Below are 16,473 nucleotides of genomic sequence, written 5' to 3' on the forward strand. Positions count from 1 at the left end.
ATCCGATGGCCCATGGGGATGGCGAGGCCGTCCCCCATTCGGCAAACTGGGCGGATGATGGCATTCCTTCAGCACCAGTGGCGTCAACCCGCACATATCAACGGCCTGCTGGCGCTGATCTGCTTCGCGCTGGTGGCGATTGCCCTGGTGCTTGAGTGGGTGGGTGGCATGGAACCCTGTCCGCTGTGCGTGTTCCAGCGCATCGCCTTTATTGCCATGGGTGTCGTGCTGCTCGCGGGAATGGTGGTGCCGGGTCGCAGCGTCGCGGTGCTGACCGTGCTCGCCTGCCTCGGTGGCATCGGTCTCGCCGGGCGGCACCTCTGGCTGCAGTCGCTGCCGGCGGATCAGGTGCCGGCCTGCGGCCCGGGTCTGGACTATCTTCTGGGGGTGTTTCCAGTCACTGAGGTGATCACGCTGGTGCTGTCGGGATCCGGTGAGTGCGCGGCCGTGGATCGGGTGCTGGGTGTGAGTATTCCGGCCTGGACGCTGCTGACCTATGGGGTCATCGGGGGGCTGGCCGTTGCCGCCAACCTTCGCGGCCGCCGCGCGGCGGGTGGCCAATGACCGACGATGCCGCGCTGGATCGCGCGCTCGCCGCCGATGGACCGCTGGCCGACCTGCTCGATGACTACTCGCCCCGTGAAGAGCAGCAGCGTATGGCGCAGGCCGTGGCGGCGGCCATTGAGGCCGAGGACTCGCTGGTGGTCGAGGCTGGCACGGGCACCGGCAAGACGCTCGCCTATCTGATCCCCGCGCTGCACTCGGGCAAGCGTGTGGTGATCTCCACCGGCACGCGCACGCTCCAGGATCAGCTCTATCATCGCGATCTGCCGATTGCCCGGGCGGCACTCGAGCGGCCTGTCCGCATGGCACTGCTCAAGGGGCGCGGCAACTATCTGTGTCTCTATCGCATGGAGCGCACCGCCGAGGAGGGCCGTCTCGAGACCGCGGCGATGGCCGATGGGCTGCAAAAGCTGCGAGCCTGGGCGGGGCGCACCCGAAGTGGTGATCTGGCCGAAGCGCCGGCCGGCAGCGTGGACGGGCGTCTGCAGCCGCGGGTCACATCCACCGCCGACAACTGTCTGGGGCAGAACTGTCCGCTCTATAGTGAATGCTTTTTGATGGAGGCCCGCCGTGAGGCGCAGGAGGCGGATGTGGTCGTCGTCAACCACCATCTGCTGATGGCGGACTGGGCGCTGCGTGAGGGTGGCTACGGCGAGGTGCTGCCCAGCGCCGATGTGTATATCCTCGATGAAGCCCACCAGCTGCCCGAGACGGCGGCCCGATTCTTCGGGGCGACGGTTTCAAGCCGCCAGCTACAGGATCTGGTGCGGGATACGCGTCTCGAGCAGCAGCGCGAGGCCGGTGACTCCCCGGATCTGGCGGAACACGCCGCGCGGGTCGAGCGCGCCGCGGCCGAGTTGCGCCAGGCGCTGGGGGAGAGCTCGCGCATGGCATGGGCGGATGCCGGCGAGGCACCCCACGAGGCGGCGGGCGAGCTGGCGGCGGCCCTTGAATCGCTGACCGGGGCCCTCGCCCCCCAGGCGCCCCGGGGACGCGGGCTCGAGAACTGTCACAAACGCAGCGATGAGCTGCAGTCGTCGCTACGCGGGTTTCTGGCCAATGATACCGAGTCCCGTGAAGTGGCCTGGGTCGAGACCCGCGGCCAGGGGTTCGCGCTGCGGCTGACGCCACTGGATGTCGCCGAGCATTTCCGTCGCAGCCGCGCCCGGCACGGCCAGTCCTGGGTGCTCACTTCGGCGACGTTGGGCGTGAACGGCTCATTCGAGCATTTCCAGCGTCGCCTGGGGATCGACTCGGCGCAGACCCTGCAGCTCGACAGCCCCTTTGATTATGCCCGCAATACCCGGCTCTATCTCCCGGCGTCACTGCCAGAGCCGCGCGACCCGCGCTTTGACGAGGCCTACCTGCAGGCCGTCGAGCCCGTGCTCGAGGCCAGCGAGGGGCGGGCTTTCATGCTGTTCACCAGTCATCGCGCCCTGCGTAATGCCGCCGACTGGCTGCGGGCCCGGGGCTGGTCGGCGTTGATGGTCCAGGGGGATGCCGCACCCAAGCAGCTGCTGGAGCGGTTCCGGGCCACGCCGGGAGCGATCCTGCTGGGCACACAGTCGTTCTGGGAGGGAGTGGATGTCCGCGGCCCGGCCCTGTCCTGTGTGATGATCGACCGCCTGCCGTTTGCCTCACCCGGTGATCCGGTCCTGCAGGCGAGGGCCGCCTGGCTGAAGGATCAGGGGCGGAGCTCCTTCGCCGACCATCAACTGCCGGAGGCCATTATCGGCCTCCGGCAGGGGGTGGGGCGGCTGATCCGCGACACCGCCGATCGCGGCGTCCTGGTGCTCGGCGATACGCGCCTCATCAGCAAGCCCTATGGCCGGCTGTTCCGCGCCAGTCTGCCGCCGATGCCACTGGTCCGCGACATCGAGGCGGTCAACGACTTTTTCGCCGATCAGTCCTCGACGAGCTCGTAGGAGCCATCGGCATCATGGGTTTCGCGACCCGTGACCGGCGGGTTGAACGCGCAGATCAGGCGCATGTCCTCGGTGCCGCCGCGCAGGACATGGCGGTCATTCTGATCCAGCGCATAGAGCACGCCGTCGCGCAGCTCATGGCGCTCGCCGGTGGCCAGGTCCTCGACGCTGCCATTGCCCTCAACGCAGTAGACCGCCTCGAGGTGGTTCTTGTACCACAGCGTCATTTCGGCACCGGCGGGAATGATGGTCTCGTGAAACGAGAACCCCATCCCGTCCTTTCTCAGCAATAGCCGCCGGCTGGTCCAGCCCGGGCCGTGGACTTCGCGCTCGGAACCCTTGATGACCTCAAGATCGACGATTTTCATTCTTTTTCCCCTGTTCGGAGTGACTGCGGTGTGTGGGTGACTGGGTGCTCACGGCGCCAGCTGGTTGAGGGCCGATGGCCGGTAGGGACCGATGGTGAACAGCTCTTCCGCCGAGTGGCCATTGTCCGGGAAATCCTCCGCCCGAAAGCAGGGGCTGATCTGGCAGTCGGTGTCGAGCTCGCGCGCCATCGACTGGAAAAGGGCCCGTGAGGCCTCGTTATCCGGCGCAATGGTCGTCTCGAGCATGCTCGCCCGATCGGCCCCGGGCTGGCGCAGGAAGGCCGCAATCAGCCGCTTGCCCAGTCCCTGTCCCTGCAGTCCGGGGCGGATCCCCACCTGCCAGAGGAATACCACCTCGGGATGCCGCGGGCGGCGATAGCCGCTGGCGAAGCCGACGATCCGACCCTCGTGTTCTGCAATGACGCAGGTGTCCGCGAAGTCGCGGGCCAGCAGCATGTAGAGATAGCTCGAGTTCAGGTCCAGCGTCTGCGTGTCTCTCGCCACCGACCACATGGCGCCCCCCTCATCGGCATTGGGCGAGCGCAGCCGGATGCCCTGGTCGGGGATTTCCTCGTCGATCAATACTGTCTCCCTCGTGCATTGGCGGGTGTCGCCTGTGATAGTAGCAATGCCGGGGCAGGTCGACTATCCTCGGCGCACCCCCACAGACGCACTCCCGACGCCACCACCGGTACCCGCATGCAGCGCACGATCTCACCGTTTATCGCACTGTTCGTTTCATTCGGACTGCTGCTGAGCGGCGGGGGGCTGCTGACCACCCTGGTGGGTGTGCGCATGTCCGAGGAGGCCTTCGACACCCGCGTCATCGGCCTCGTCACCGCCTGCTATTCGGTGGGTTTCGTCATGGCGACCTGGGTGTGCGCCGGGCTCATTGCCCGGGTGGGGCACATCCGCAGCTTTGCGGCCTTCGCGGCCATGGCGGCAATCAGCACACTGGCCTATCCGCTGCTGCTCGAACCCTGGCTGTGGGGACTGATGCGCCTCGCCTTCGGGTTCAGCCTGGCGGGCCTGTATATGGTGACCGAGAGCTGGCTCAACGATCGCACGCCCAGTGAGCGACGCGGCCAGGTGCTGGGCGTTTACAGCATCGTCAGCTATGTCGGCCTTGGCGGCGGGCAGTTCCTGCTGATGGTGGGCGCGCCCGGCGGTTTTGAACTCTTCAGTCTGGCCGCCATGCTGATTGCCGCTGCGGTGGTGCCGGTGACGATCACCCGAATCGCTTCACCGGCGCTGCCGGTGGTGGAGCGGGTCGGCCTGCGGGACCTGTTCGATGCCTCGCCACTGGGTGTGGTGGGCTCGGCGCTGGCCGGGACGGTGGGTGGGGCGTTTCTGGGCCTGGCGCCGGTGTATGCCCGCGGCGTCGGGTTCAGCGACGGCCATATCGCCTGGCTCATGGGCCTGAGCATCCTCGGCGGCTTTGTCCTGCAGTGGCCGATCGGCCACCTGTCGGATCGTTTCAATCGGCGCGATGTCCTGATGGGAGTCAGTTTTTTGATGACCGCGACGAGCCTCGGCATTGTCTACATGACCGGTGCCCATGAATGGGCCGTGATCGGCATGGCGGTGGTCTGGGGCGGGCTTGCATTCACCCTCTACCCCATCTCGCTGTCGCTTGCCAACGACTTTCTCGAGCCTCAGCAGATGCTGGGCGCCAGCGCCAGCCTGCTGCTGGTGCATGGGGCGGGGATGATCTTCGGCCCGCTGATCGCCACCCAGCTGATGACTCTGCTCGGCCCGGCCGGGCTGTTCTGGACCCTCGCGGGGGCTGGCCTGCTGCTGGGCGGGTTTGCCTGGCTCCGCCAGCGCATCGGTCCGCCGATCCCCGTGGGCGAGCCGTCCACCTACCGCGTCGTCCCCCAGGAAGCGGTCTATGCCGGTGGGCTCGACCCGCGCTATGAGGCGGTGCAGCTGGAGCTGGATTTTGAGACCGATACAACTGAGGCGCCCGAGCCGGAGGCTGAACCATGACGGCATCCCCCGTTATCCTGGGCATCGACGCCACCACCGGGGTCTGCACCGTGGCGCTGGCGGTGGGTGATACGATTATTACTCGAACCACCCGCCAGCGACAGGGTCAGACCCGGGCGGTACTGGCGGCCGCCGATGCGCTGCTGACAGAGGCAGGTCTCGGCCGCACCGGCGTCGATGCCGTCGCCTGTACCCGTGGCCCGGGCGGGTTCACCGGTGTGCGGGTGACCACCGGCGTCGGTCAGGGCCTCGCGCTGGGTCTTGATCGGCCGGTGGTGGCACTGTCGACCCTGCAGGTGGTGGCCGAGACGGCCTGGCGGAACGATCCCACACCCACAGGCACGCTGGTGCTGCTGGACGCGCGCATGGGCGAGGTCTATGGCGGGCTTTTCCGGCATCCGCCGACCGCGGAGCTCGGGACGCTGCCGGTGGGTGATGAATGGCTGGGTGCGCCGGTCTGCCCGCCGCTGCCCGCGGGGCAGTGGTCCGGGGCCGGCAGCGGCTTCGCCGCCTGGCCGGCCATCGCCGATGGGGCGGGACTGAGCGCGGTGAATGCCGACTGCGATCCGGATATCGCCGCGGCCATGCCGCTGGCACGGCAGCGTCTGGCTGCCGGTGAGGCGGTCGCGGCGGCGGCGCTTGAACCGGTCTATCTGCGCAACTGCGTGACCCACGCGCAAAAGAGGTGAGGCGGATGAGCGCTTTCCCGGGCGAGGACCATGACCATCAGCGTTGCATTGATGCCGCGCTGGGCGAGGCTGAGAGACTCTGTCTGCAGCGTGGCCGGCGACTCACGCCGCTGCGCCGGCGGGTGCTCGAGCTGATCTGGGAGAGCCACCAGCCGGTCAAGGCGTATGATCTGCTGGCACGACTGCGTCAGGGCTCGGCATCGGCGGCGCCGCCGACGGTGTACCGCACGCTGGATTTTCTGATGGCCGAGCGCTTTGTCCACCGGCTGGCGTCGATCAATGCCTATGTCGGCTGCGGGCATCCCGAACACAGTCATAACGGCCAGTTCCTGATCTGCCGCCACTGCCATCGTGTGGCCGAGCTTGACGATCACGCCATCGAGGCGGCGCTCGCCCAGCGCGCTGGCGATCTGGGCTTCGCCCAACTGGCCCAGACCGTCGAGATCGAGGGCGTCTGCCCGGCCTGTCGCGGGGAATGAAATCATGATCCGATTGACTCGAACCCTTGGTCTGCTGCTTGGCCTCCTGCCGCTGGTCGCCGGCGCGCTCGACATCGATGGTCCACGGCGGCAGGGCGGGCTGCTGCATGGCGAGGCGCCCCCCGGCGCCGAGGTGCGGGCCCTCGGCCACACGGTCCCCGTGGATTCAGCCGGGCGTTTCGTGCTGGGGCTGGGCCGCGATGCGCCGGCCGTGGTCACGGTGACGGCGGTCAGCCCCGATGGCACGCGCCGCCAGCGCACCCTGGAGGTTGCCCAGCGGCGCTATGACATCCAGCGCATTGACGGGCTTGACCGCAATCAGGTCAGTCCCGACGCCGAGACCCTCGAGCGGATCCGGCGCGATGCATCGGCGGTGCGGGCGGCACGCGCCAGGCGCCTGCCGGCGCGGCACTTCGATGCCGGCTGGATCTGGCCGGTGACCGGGCCGATTTCCGGGATCTACGGCAGTCAGCGGATTCTCAATGGCGAACCGCGTCAGCCCCACTACGGCATTGATATCGCCCGGCCCACCGGGACGCCGGTGCGGGCCCCGTCCGATGGCGTGGTCACCCTGGCCGCCGAGGATCTGTTCTTCTCGGGCGGCACGCTGATCCTCGATCACGGTCAGGGCCTGTCATCGAGCTTCCTGCACCTGTCGGCGATGCGCGTGGCGGTGGGCGATACGGTCCGCCAGGGCGAGATCATCGCCGAAGTCGGCGCGAGCGGGCGGGTGACCGGTGCCCATCTCGACTGGCGGATGAACTGGTTCGATCAACGCATCGACCCCTCGATGCTGGTTCCACCGATGACGGAGGCCTCCACCCAATGAACACGCTCCGCCGGCTTATCGTGGTGCAGGCCGATCAGCTTGATCGCAATGGTCCGCTCCTCAGTGACATCGACCCCGCCCGGGACGCGGTCTGGATGGCCGAGACCGTCAATCAGCCGGCCGGAGGCGCGCCGCATCAGCAACGCCTGGTGCTGTATTGGTCGGCCATGCGGCACCTGCGCGATGCCCTGCGCCAGCAGGGCGTCGCCGTGCACTACCATGCCGCCGACGCGGGTCCCGGGGCGGCATTGACCGATACCACCCTGCCCGGGCAGCTGGCCGAGGACCTGGCGGCACTCGGACCGGCCAGCGTGGTCATGATGGAGGCCGGCGACTGGTCCCTGGAACAGGCCCTGCTCGAGTGCATTGAGCCACTGGATGTCGCGCTGGAGTGGCACCGCGACCGGCATTTCATGGCAAGCCGTGAGGCGTTCCAGGAGTGGGCGTCGAATCGCAAGAGCCTGACCATGGAATACTTCTATCGCAGCATGCGAAAGCGCCATGACGTGCTGATGGACGGTGGCCAGCCGCGCGGCGGGGCGTGGAATTTCGACAAGGACAACCGCGCGGCCTTTGGCGCCGGCGGGCCGGGTGATCTGCCGGGCCACCCGGTGTTCGAGCCGGATGCCACCACTCAGGCCGTGATCGCGCTGGTGGCCGAGCGTTACGGGCATTTCCCCGGTCGTGCCGCCGACTTTGATCAACCGGTGACGCCGGCGCAGGCGGAGACCGCGCTCGACGATTTCATCCGTCATCGACTGCCGGCCTTCGGCACCTGGCAGGATGCCATCTGGGTGGGTGAGCCGCTGCTCTACCATGCCCGCCTGTCGACCTCGCTCAACCTGCATCTGCTCGACCCGCGGCGTTGTCTGGCCCGCGCCGAGGCGGCACTGGACGCCGGTGCCGCACCGATCAATGCCGTGGAGGGTTTTGTCCGCCAGATCCTTGGCTGGCGCGAGTTCATCCGCGGCGTGTACTGGCTGCGGATGCCCGGGTATGCCGAGCTCAATGCCCTTGATCATCAGGCCGAGCTGCCGACGTTTTTCTGGGACGGGCAGACCGACATGGCCTGTGTGGCCGATGCGATGGCGGCGCTGCTGCGCCACGGGTACGCCCATCATATCCAGCGTCTGATGGTGCTGGGCCTGTTCGCCCAGCTCTATGGCGTGCACCCCTACCGATTCCATGAATGGCATGCGGCGCTGTATCTGGACGCCGCCGACTGGGTAAGCCTGCCCAACGCCCTGGGGATGAGCCAGTTCGGCGACGGCGGGGTGGTCGGCACCAAGCCCTACTGCGCCAGCGGTGCCTACATCGACCGAATGAGCAATGCCTGCAGCCAGTGCCGGTTCAATCCGCGGGAGGCCGTCGGCGAGACGGCCTGCCCGTTCACCACGCTGTACTGGGAATTCCTGGACCGTCATGAGGCCCAGCTCGCCGGCAACCGGCGCCTGCAGTTTCAGTTCCGCAATCTGCAGCGCAAAAGCGAGGATCAGCGCGCCGCGATCCGGGCCCAGGCCGAGTCACTCCGCAGCCGGATGGGGGCGGAGCACGACCCTGCCACAAAGGGTTGAGAGGAAAGGCGAGGGGTGCTATATTGCATCGCAACACAGTTAGTTCTCTCTCTCCTCCTCTTGGCCGACGATCCCGTCGGCTTTTTTTTGCGCGGTCCTAGCCCGGATCCACGGCGAACACCCCTTCACCGCTGGTCACATAACGGCGGCGGCCGGCACGCCGGTCGATCAGTGCCCCGCCGGTCAGCCCGCCAAATGCCGGCAGTACCAGCCCGACATCCGGGGCTTCGACAAAAGCGGGCAGACGCAGGCTGTCGCCGGCGGCGCTGAGTCGCACCACCGGGTGCCAGTGGCCGGCAAGCCAGGGCGTATCCACCGGGCCCTCTGGCGGATGATGGCGCAGACTCAGGCCATGATGCAGGAGCCCCTCGGCCGCACAGGGGAGGGCGGGCTCGAGGCCACGGATATCCCGGTCATGGTTGCCGACAATGGCGATCATCTCGACTGTCGGATGGCGGGCGCGCCAGACGAGCAGTGTGTCGCGCAGCGCCGGATCGGCGGCCAGCGAGGCGTGCAGGATGTCCCCCAGGAGGATGAGCGTGGCGGGCCGCCGCGCTTCGATCAGCGCATCGACGCGCGCCAGTGTCGCCTGATTGTCGCCCTCGGGGACTGCCAGCCCGGCGCGGCGGAAACGCGCGGCCTTGCCCAGGTGCAGATCGGCCAGCAGCAATGTCGCGGTTGCCGGCCAGAATACGGCGCGTTCGGGCAGCAGCTCGAGGCGCTGGCCGTTCAGATCAACGACAGGGCCGGTCATGGCCGATCCGCGGCCTTTTCAAGCTGGGCGACCATGCGGGCTACGCGATCCTGCCAGCTCTGGGTGCTGAGCCGGTTACGCAGCCGCTCCGCCCAGAGGGGGAAAGCCAGTGGCGTGAATCGCGCCGGGTGATGGAGGGCCAGTTCAGCGGCGGCCATCCGCTGCAGCGCCGCGCGCAGGCGATCCACCTCGAGGGCGCTGTCAAGGACTTCACGCCGGGCCTGGTCGAGCAGGCGGTTGTCGGGATCGTAGCGGTCAATGGTGTCGAACATGAGCCCGCTCGAGGCCTGGAGCTGGCGTGCACTTTTCCCCTTGCCGGGATAGCCCTGAAACACCAGTCCCGCCACCCGGGCGATATCACGGAACTGGCGACGCGCGAGCTCGCTGGCATTCATCGCCGCCGCCAGATCCTCCACCAGCCCATCGGCGTCAAACAGGGACCGCCAGTCGTCAGTGCTCAGCTCAGGGAGATCGCGGCCCAGCAGTTCAAAGCCATAATCATTCACTGACAGGCTGTAGGTGGCCGGCGTGATCTGCCCGAGCCGCCAGGCGCAGAGGGTGGCCAGACCCTCGTGGGCCAGGCGGCCGGCGAATGGATAGATGAAGACATGCTCGCCCTCGCGGGAGGTCGTGCGCTCGATGATCAGTCGACCCGGGCGGGGTAGCTCGGACCACTGCGACTGGACCGTCAGCAGCGGGCGGATGGCGCGCATCTCGGGCTCGTCGAAGTGGCCGCCAGCCGCCTCGGCCAGCAGACTCAGGACGCGGTCGGCGAGGGCGGTGGACAGGGGCAGGCGCCCGCCCTGCCAGCGCGGAACCGCCTGGCGGCGGGCGCTGGCACGGCGGACGTACGCGGTCAGATCACGCACCCGCACCAGGGCCAGGCTTCGGCCGGCGAACAGGAAGACATCGCCGGGACGCAGGCGAGCGATGAAGCTCTCCTCAATGGTGCCGATGTGTCCGCCGCCCTGGTAGCGCACGGCGATGGCGGCGTCGCTGGTGATGGTGCCAATGCTCATGCGGTGCCGGCTGGCATGGCCACGACCGGCGATCCGGTAGCGGCCGTCGATGCCCGCGACCACACGCTGGAAGTCGGGGTAGGCGGCCAGAACCGGTCCGCCGCGGGTCACAAAGTCCAGTGTCCACTGCCAGGCCGCCTCATCCAGACCAGCGTAGGCGAAGGTGGTCCGCACCTCGGCATAAAGGGCGTCCGGTTCAAAGCCGTCGCCGGCCGCGAGGGTCACCAGATGCTGTGCGAGCACATCCAGGCTCTCGCGCAGAGGCGGTCGGGATTCCACCTCACCGGCTGCCCACGCCTGCCGCGCAGCGGCGATCTCGATCATCTCGAGGGCGTTGGTGGGCACGCACAGGATCTGGCTGTGCCGCCCGGGCTGATGACCACTGCGCCCGGCACGCTGGGCGAGTCGCGCCACGCCCTTGGGGCTGCCGATCTGGATCACCCGGTCCACCGGGGCAAAGTCGACCCCCAGATCGAGGCTTGAGGTGGCCACCACGCAACGGAATGCCCCGGCGGCGAGTCCCGCCTCGATGCGATCGCGCAGGGACCGGTCGATGGAGCCGTGATGCAGCCCCAGGCCCTCGATCCAGTCGGGCCGTGCCCGCACCAGCGCTTCGAACCAGCGCTCGGCCTGTGATCGGGTATTGGTGAACAGCAGGCAGGTGCCGTCTCCCTCGAGGGCCTCGATCACCCCGTCAATCAGCTGGGTACCCAGGTGCCCCGCCCAGGGAAAGCGCTGTTCCTGGGTCGGTTCCAGGGTGCGGATATGGATGGGTCGGGCCGGCGGGCCCTGGATCAGGCGCCCGTCGCGGGCGCTACCACCCAGCAGGCAGTCCCGGGCCTCGTCGAGGTTGCCAAGGGTGGCTGAGAGTCCCCAGGTCCGCAGGCCCGGCGCCAGCGCCCGCAGTCGCGCCAGTGCCAGTTCAAGCTGCACACCGCGTTTGGTCCCGATGAGCTCGTGCCATTCATCGACGATCACGGCCCGCAGCGGCGCGAACTGGCGCGCCGCATCGCGGTAGGAGAGCAGCAGCGACAGGCTCTCGGGGGTGGTGACCAGCGCCTCCGGCGGACGCCGCCGCTGCCGGGTCCGGGCGCTGCCCGAGGTGTCCCCGGTGCGCTTTTCGATGCGCCAGTCCAGTCCGACGCCGGCGGCGGCGGTGCGCAGACTGTCGAGCGTATCGCCGGCAAGGGCGCGCAGCGGCGTGATCCACAGCACCCGAAAACCCGCCGCCGTCTGATGCCCGGCGGCGGCCTGTTCAAGCCCCTCAAGCAGCGGCCCACCCCAGGCCGCCAGGGACTTGCCTGACCCCGTAGCCGAGTGGATCAGCCCGCTCTCGCCGGCGGCGTAGGCCGCCCAGGCGGTCTGCTGGAACTCGGCCGGGGTCCAGCCATTGCCGGCGAACCATTCGGTCAACCGGTTCGACGCCGCTACGGTCATGGCAGCAATGCCCGGGCCTGATCGAGGGTATCGGCATCACCGGGGCCCAGATCCTCGCGCCAGCGGCTGATGCGTGGAAAGCGCAGGGCAAGCCCGGATTTGTGACGTGACGACGGGCTGATGCCCTCGAATGCCAGCTCGAATACCTGGACCGGCTCCACCGAGCGGACCGGACCGAATCGCTCGCGGGTATTGCGTCGGATCCATCGATCCAGCCGGCGGATTTCGGCATCGTCGAGGCCCGAATAGGCCTTGGCGATGGGCACCAGCTGGTCACCGTCGGGCACGGCGAAGCTGTAGTCGGTGTACAGGTTGGCGCGTCGGCCATGACCGGGCTGGGCGTAGAGCAGGATGACGTCGAGCGTCAGCGGGCTGATCTTCCACTTCCACCACGGCCCGCGTGGCCGACCGGTGGCGTAGGCCGTGTGACGGCCCTTGAGCATGATCCCCTCGACGCCCCGGTCGCGGGATTCGTCGCGACGTGCGGCCAGCGTGGCCCAGTCCGGTGCATCGATCAGTGGCGAGAGCATCAGCGGCGGCTCGGCGTCCTCGAGCAGGGCCTCGAGCCGGGCCCGGCGGGATTGCAGCGGATCGTCCCGCCGATCCCTGCCAGCGGATTCGAGCAGATCGTAGGCCATCAGTCGCACCGGCACCTCGTTCATGAAGCGCCGCGTCACGCGCTTGCGACCCAGTCGTCGCTGCAGCTGTGCGAACGGCAGGACCTGATCGCGCCAGGCAAGGATCTCGCCATCAAGGACCGTATCCGCGGGCAGTGCCCGGGCGGCTTCGATCAGTTCCGGAAAGGTATCGGTGACCAGTGCTTCGCCGCGCGACCACAGGTACACCGCATCGGCGCGGCGCACGAGCTGCGCCCGGATGCCGTCCCACTTCCACTCGAGCTGCCAGGCATCGATCGCGCCCAGGGCGTCCGCGGGGTCGCCCTCCAGCGGATGGGCGAGAAAGAACGGGTAGGGGCGCGAGGCATCTTCCTGACCGGACCGGGCATCGAACAGGCCCTCGAAAAAAGCTGGCTCGGGGCGCCACTGACCCATCATGCGGTGGGCAATCACCGGACGGGGCAGACCGCTCGCCCGGGCCAGTGCCCGCTCGACCAGTGTCTGCGATACGCCAACGCGCAGGGCGCCGGTGAGCAGTTTGGTATGCAGAAAGCGCCCCGCTTCGTCGAGCTCGCGCCAGGCCGCCGTTACCGCCGCGCGACGCTGCCCGTCGTCGCAGTCGCGCAGGGACTGGATGCGTGTTTCGACCCAGTGGGCAAGCCCCGGATCGGGCGCCGCGCCGTCGTCCGCCGGGGTGTCGAGCATGAGTGCGACCGTCTCGGCGAGATCACCGACATGCTGATGGGTCTCGTCGACCAGCCAGGCCGGCAGACCGGTCATCTGCGCCAGCCATTCCCGCAGCTGCACGGGGCCGATGAGGCGTTTCAGGCGTCGCCCGCTGAGAAAGTACACCGCCCAGGCGCCGTCCGCGGCGGATACCCGGCCGAAATAGTCCGCCATGGCGGCGACCTTGGCGTTGGTGCCGCGCTGCTCGTCGAGGGCGCGGAACAGTTCGGCGAACCCCTGCATCAGTCATCCTCTCCGGCGTCGCCATAGAGCGTGGCCAGAGGCCGGGCGTTGAGGCCGCGTTCGCCCAGGTAGCGCACCAGCTCATCCGCGCGGCCGTGGGTGGTCAGGATCTCGCGGGCGCCGGTGTCTTCGATGGTCTGCAAAAGCCCGGGCCAGTCAACGTGATCCGAGATGACGAAGCCGCGGTCATAGCCCCGCCGGCGGCGGTTGCCACGAATGCGCATCCAGCCCGAGGCAAACCCCAGAGCGGGCTGACGGAAGCGTCGCATCCAGGTTGAACCCGCCGCGCTCGGCGGTGCGATCACCAGCGCCCGGCCATAGTCCTCGTCACCGGGTGCCTCACTGACGCGATGGGTGGGCGGCAGTTCGATGCCGGCGTCGCGATAGTCCTGGGTGAGCGGGGCGACGGCGCCGTGCAGATAGATGGGACCGGGGTGGGGGGCCGGCAGCGCCGCCATCAGCCGCTGGGCCTTGCCGAGGGCGTACGAGAACAGCACCGTGGTGCGCCCGCTCGCCGCATTGTTGTGCCACCACTGGTGGATGTCCGCGGCGACCGTCTCCACCGCGGGCCAGCGGTAGACGGGCAGTGCGAAGGTCGCCTCGGTGATGAAGGTGTCGCAGGCCACCGGCTCGAAGGGGGCGCAGGTCGGATCCGGATCCCGTTTGTAGTCGCCGGATGCCACCCACACCGCGCCTTCGTGCTCGACGCGGATCTGCGCCGAGCCTAGGACATGACCGGCCGGGTGAAAGCTGACGCTGACCGGGCCGAACTGCAGCCGCTCGCCCTCGTCCACCGTGTTGAGGCAGGCCCTGCCACCGAGCCGCCGGCGCATCAGCCCGAGTCCGTCGCGCAGGCTCCAGTACGCTTCACTGCCGGGGCGTGCGTGATCGGCATGGGCGTGGGTGATCAGCGCCCGGGGCACCGGTCGCCAGGGGTCGATATGAAAATCACCGGCCGCACAGTAGAGACCGTGCCGGGTGGGCTGAATGAGCGGGGCTGCCATAATGGGCATTGTAACGCGGCAGAAGGAATCGATTGATGGAAACGCTCGATCACGACTCGAATGTCCTGGTGGTCGGCGCCAGCGGCGGGATTGGTGCGGCGCTGGTGGAGCAGCTGCTGGCCGGCTCGTCGGCGCGTCGGGTCTGGGCGGCCACACGTACCCCGGACAGCCCCCGGCTGACCGCCCTGCGCGAAGCCTATGGCGAGCGCTGTATGCCGCTGGCCGTGGATATCCTCGATGAGGCCAGCATCGCTGCGATGGCGGCGACACTGCGGGCCGATCAGCCGCGGCTGCACCTGCTGATCAATGCGTTTGGCCTGCTCCATGACGAGGCGCAGGGTATCTGGCCGGAAAAGCGCGTCGAGTCGATCAGCGCCGAGGGCATGCTCACCAGCTATCGGGTCAATACCCTGGCGCCGGCGCTGATCGCCCGGGAGTGCCTGGGGCTTCTCAACCACTCGCAGCGCGCGGTGTTTGCCAGCCTCTCCGCGCGGGTGGGCAGCATCGGCGACAATCGCCTGGGCGGGTGGTATGCCTATCGCACCAGCAAGGCGGCCCAGAACATGCTCACCCGCGACCTGGCCATCGAATGCACGCGTCGGGCACGCCGGGTGATCTGCCTGGCGCTGCACCCCGGCACCACCCGCACCGATCTGTCTGAACCGTTTCAGGCGCGCGTCCCCGAGGGCAAACTGTTCACCCCGGCGTTCGCCGCCGGCAAGCTGCTCGCCCGCATCGATGCCGCCACGACGGCGGACAACGGCGGGTTCTATGCCTGGGACGGCGCCCCGATCCCCTGGTAGGCGTCGGCTAGTCGGCGGCCGACTGCGCGGCCAGTGCCTCGGCCACCACACCGCTCAGGCGCTGGGCCATGGGCATGTGCAGGAACTCGTTGGGCCCATGGGCATTGGAGCCGGGGCCCAGCACGCCGGTGACGAGGAACCGCGCCGCCGGAAAGTGCGCGCCAAGCAGGTTCATCAGCGGGATGCTGCCGCCCTCGCCCATGAACACGGCGGGTTGACCGAACCAGGCCCGGGAGCTGGCACCAAGGCTGTCACCCAGCCAGCCGGCGAAGGCCGGGGCATTCCAGCCGTTGGCGGCACCCGCGGGATGGAACTGCACCTCGGCATTCTGCGGCGGGGCCTCGGTCAGGGTCTGCTGGAGTGCGCGGGTGGCCGCCTCGCCGTCCACCGTCGGTGGCAGTCGCAGTGACAGCCGCAGGGTGGTCGCCGGGCGCAGCACGTTCCCGGCCTCGGTGCGGGGCGGCAGTCCATCGGCACCGATCACTTCCAGGGCCGGGCGCCATGTGCGGTTGAGGATCAGGGTCGGCGTCGACTCGCTGTTGGGCCGGGTGGCGCTCGCCCACGGGTACTTGTCGGCCAGGTCGGTCCCGATCACTGACGCGGCAAGCTCGGCCTGCTCCACCCGCTCGGCGGGGATCTCGGCCTGCAGCGCCGGCAGGCGGATCGCCCCCGTGGCGGCGTCTTCGATCCGCTCGAGCAGTGCCCGGGCGATCCGGAAACTCGACGGCACCACGCCGCCGGCGTCCCCTGAGTGGACGCCCTGATCGAGCACCCGCACCGTCAGGTCGCCAGCGGCCATCCCGCGCAGCGAGGTGGTGACCCAGAGCTGCTCGTAATTCGCGCAGCCCGAGTCGAGGCAGGCCACCAGCCCCGGCTGCCCGAGGCGCGGACCGAGATGCTCGATGTAGGCGGGCAGATCGGGGCTGCCGCTTTCCTCGGCGCACTCGATCAACAGCATGCAGCGCGGGCAGGGAACGCCCTGTTCGTGGAGCAGCCGCACCGCCTCGAGCGAGGAGAAAACGGCATAGCCGTCATCCGCCGCGCCGCGGCCATACAGCCGATCGCCCTCGACCACCGGTGTCCAGGGGCCCTTGTCGCTGTCCCAGCCGCTGGCCTCGGGCTGTTTGTCGAGATGCCCATAGAGCAGTGTCTCGCCCGGGCCGGTGCCCGGTACATCCACCCAGAGCAGGGGCGTGCGACCCCGCAGCCGGATCACTTCGACATGACTGCCCGCGGGCGCCTGGGCCCGGCACCAGGCCTCGACCTGGGCGACGGCTTCGTCAATGTACCCGTTTGCCGACCAGTCGCGGTCAAAGGCGGGTGACTTCGCGGGAATGCGGATGAACGCCTCGAGTGCCGGGCGAATGCTTTCGCGCCAGTCCGACTCGACCATGGCCTGTGCCTGTTCCAGATTGAGATAGCCGCTCATGTACGCCTCTGATTGTCTGTCCGG

The 16,473-nt window shown here is 68.6% G+C and carries 15 protein-coding genes; 8 read left to right on the top strand and 7 right to left on the bottom strand.

The window, feature by feature from the left end; translation table 11 throughout:
- The first annotated feature begins 54 nt into the window (after nt 1–54).
- Together FPL11_RS08000 and yoaA are read left to right on the top strand one after the other, a co-directional pair.
- Entirely contained in the window at nt 55–564 is a 510-nt protein-coding gene (locus FPL11_RS08000; protein ID WP_235013462.1) for a disulfide bond formation protein B, read from the top strand.
- Nucleotides 561–2,489, top strand: coding sequence for a DNA repair helicase YoaA (gene yoaA / locus FPL11_RS08005; protein ID WP_144348140.1), 1,929 nt, complete (start codon nt 561–563; stop codon nt 2,487–2,489). Before FPL11_RS08000 ends, yoaA begins: the two co-directional genes overlap by 4 nt.
- Here yoaA and FPL11_RS08010 read toward each other — a convergent pair.
- Nucleotides 2,468–2,857 (bottom strand): ectoine synthase, encoded by a 390-nt coding sequence (locus FPL11_RS08010; protein WP_069134212.1) that lies wholly within the window; start codon nt 2,855–2,857, stop codon nt 2,468–2,470. The two genes, yoaA and FPL11_RS08010, sit on opposite strands and share 22 nt — an antisense overlap.
- A 48-nt stretch (nt 2,858–2,905) precedes the next feature.
- Nucleotides 2,906–3,439, bottom strand: coding sequence for a diaminobutyrate acetyltransferase (gene ectA, locus FPL11_RS08015; protein WP_069134213.1), 534 nt, complete (start codon nt 3,437–3,439; stop codon nt 2,906–2,908).
- 117 nt (nt 3,440–3,556) lie between these two features.
- Between ectA and FPL11_RS08020 the strand changes: the two genes are divergently transcribed.
- Genes FPL11_RS08020 through FPL11_RS08040 form a run of 5 tightly spaced genes read left to right on the top strand, consistent with a single transcriptional unit; the run spans nt 3,557 to nt 8,417 of the window.
- A complete protein-coding gene (locus FPL11_RS08020; protein WP_144348141.1) occupies nt 3,557–4,846 on the top strand; it encodes an MFS transporter in 1,290 nt (429 codons plus the stop codon).
- Nucleotides 4,843–5,535 carry a tRNA (adenosine(37)-N6)-threonylcarbamoyltransferase complex dimerization subunit type 1 TsaB gene (gene tsaB, locus FPL11_RS08025; protein WP_144348142.1) on the top strand — a complete coding sequence of 231 codons (693 nt, stop codon included), beginning with the start codon at nt 4,843–4,845 and terminating at the stop codon, nt 5,533–5,535. Before FPL11_RS08020 ends, tsaB begins: the two co-directional genes overlap by 4 nt.
- 5 nt (nt 5,536–5,540) lie before the next feature.
- On the top strand, nt 5,541–6,014 hold the full coding sequence (locus FPL11_RS08030) for a Fur family transcriptional regulator (protein ID WP_144348143.1): 474 nt from the start codon (nt 5,541–5,543) through the stop codon (nt 6,012–6,014).
- Between the two features lie 13 nt (nt 6,015–6,027).
- Nucleotides 6,028–6,843: a M23 family metallopeptidase gene (locus FPL11_RS08035; protein ID WP_412549244.1), complete on the top strand. Its 816-nt coding sequence runs from the start codon at nt 6,028–6,030 to the stop codon at nt 6,841–6,843.
- Nucleotides 6,840–8,417, top strand: coding sequence for a cryptochrome/photolyase family protein (locus FPL11_RS08040; RefSeq protein ID WP_144348145.1), 1,578 nt, complete (start codon nt 6,840–6,842; stop codon nt 8,415–8,417). The genes FPL11_RS08035 and FPL11_RS08040 overlap by 4 nt, the downstream gene beginning before the upstream one ends.
- Nucleotides 8,418–8,514: 97 nt before the next feature.
- Here FPL11_RS08040 and pdeM read toward each other — a convergent pair whose 3' ends face one another.
- From pdeM to FPL11_RS08060, 4 genes are read right to left on the bottom strand one after another with little or no spacing between them, the layout of a single operon-like run.
- Nucleotides 8,515–9,171 carry a ligase-associated DNA damage response endonuclease PdeM gene (gene pdeM, locus FPL11_RS08045; RefSeq protein ID WP_144348146.1) on the bottom strand — a complete coding sequence of 219 codons (657 nt, stop codon included), beginning with the start codon at nt 9,169–9,171 and terminating at the stop codon, nt 8,515–8,517.
- The gene (locus tag FPL11_RS08050; RefSeq protein ID WP_246085267.1) at nt 9,168–11,603 is read right to left on the bottom strand and encodes a ligase-associated DNA damage response DEXH box helicase; all 2,436 of its coding nucleotides are present in this window, start codon (nt 11,601–11,603) and stop codon (nt 9,168–9,170) included. Before FPL11_RS08050 ends, pdeM begins: the two co-directional genes overlap by 4 nt.
- A gap of 20 nt (nt 11,604–11,623) precedes the next feature.
- Nucleotides 11,624–13,213 (bottom strand): ATP-dependent DNA ligase, encoded by a 1,590-nt coding sequence (locus FPL11_RS08055; RefSeq protein ID WP_144348148.1) that lies wholly within the window; start codon nt 13,211–13,213, stop codon nt 11,624–11,626.
- Nucleotides 13,213–14,217 carry a ligase-associated DNA damage response exonuclease gene (locus FPL11_RS08060; RefSeq protein ID WP_144348149.1) on the bottom strand — a complete coding sequence of 335 codons (1,005 nt, stop codon included), beginning with the start codon at nt 14,215–14,217 and terminating at the stop codon, nt 13,213–13,215. The genes FPL11_RS08055 and FPL11_RS08060 overlap by 1 nt, the downstream gene beginning before the upstream one ends.
- Before the next feature lie 35 nt (nt 14,218–14,252).
- On the opposite strand from FPL11_RS08060, the gene FPL11_RS08065 reads away from it, so the two are divergent.
- Complete coding sequence (locus FPL11_RS08065) at nt 14,253–15,020, top strand: SDR family NAD(P)-dependent oxidoreductase (RefSeq protein WP_144348150.1); 768 nt, start codon at nt 14,253–14,255, stop codon at nt 15,018–15,020.
- Nucleotides 15,021–15,027: 7 nt separating this feature from the next.
- Here the strand turns inward: FPL11_RS08065 and FPL11_RS08070 are convergent, their stop codons facing one another.
- Entirely contained in the window at nt 15,028–16,449 is a 1,422-nt protein-coding gene (locus tag FPL11_RS08070) for a M20/M25/M40 family metallo-hydrolase (protein ID WP_144348151.1), read from the bottom strand.
- Between the last annotated feature and the right edge of the window lie 24 nt (nt 16,450–16,473).

The sequence above is a fragment of the Spiribacter aquaticus genome (assembly GCF_007625215.1).
Classification (GTDB): domain Bacteria; phylum Pseudomonadota; class Gammaproteobacteria; order Nitrococcales; family Nitrococcaceae; genus Spiribacter; species Spiribacter roseus.

What these genes read in the sequence shown, in the direction of transcription:
- FPL11_RS08010 (WP_069134212.1), bottom strand. Translation starts at nt 2,857, where the DNA reads ATGAAAATCGTCGATCTTGAGGTCATCAAGGGTTCCGAGCGCGAAGTC.
- FPL11_RS08020 (WP_144348141.1), top strand. Translation starts at nt 3,557, where the DNA reads ATGCAGCGCACGATCTCACCGTTTATCGCACTGTTCGTTTCATTCGGA.
- FPL11_RS08030 (WP_144348143.1), top strand. Translation starts at nt 5,541, where the DNA reads ATGAGCGCTTTCCCGGGCGAGGACCATGACCATCAGCGTTGCATTGAT.
- FPL11_RS08000 (WP_235013462.1), top strand. Translation starts at nt 55, where the DNA reads ATGATGGCATTCCTTCAGCACCAGTGGCGTCAACCCGCACATATCAAC.
- FPL11_RS08055 (WP_144348148.1), bottom strand. Translation starts at nt 13,213, where the DNA reads ATGCAGGGGTTCGCCGAACTGTTCCGCGCCCTCGACGAGCAGCGCGGC.
- FPL11_RS08065 (WP_144348150.1), top strand. Translation starts at nt 14,253, where the DNA reads ATGGAAACGCTCGATCACGACTCGAATGTCCTGGTGGTCGGCGCCAGC.
- FPL11_RS08070 (WP_144348151.1), bottom strand. Translation starts at nt 16,449, where the DNA reads ATGAGCGGCTATCTCAATCTGGAACAGGCACAGGCCATGGTCGAGTCG.
- pdeM (WP_144348146.1), bottom strand. Translation starts at nt 9,171, where the DNA reads ATGACCGGCCCTGTCGTTGATCTGAACGGCCAGCGCCTCGAGCTGCTG.
- FPL11_RS08060 (WP_144348149.1), bottom strand. Translation starts at nt 14,217, where the DNA reads ATGGCAGCCCCGCTCATTCAGCCCACCCGGCACGGTCTCTACTGTGCG.
- yoaA (WP_144348140.1), top strand. Translation starts at nt 561, where the DNA reads ATGACCGACGATGCCGCGCTGGATCGCGCGCTCGCCGCCGATGGACCG.
- FPL11_RS08040 (WP_144348145.1), top strand. Translation starts at nt 6,840, where the DNA reads ATGAACACGCTCCGCCGGCTTATCGTGGTGCAGGCCGATCAGCTTGAT.
- tsaB (WP_144348142.1), top strand. Translation starts at nt 4,843, where the DNA reads ATGACGGCATCCCCCGTTATCCTGGGCATCGACGCCACCACCGGGGTC.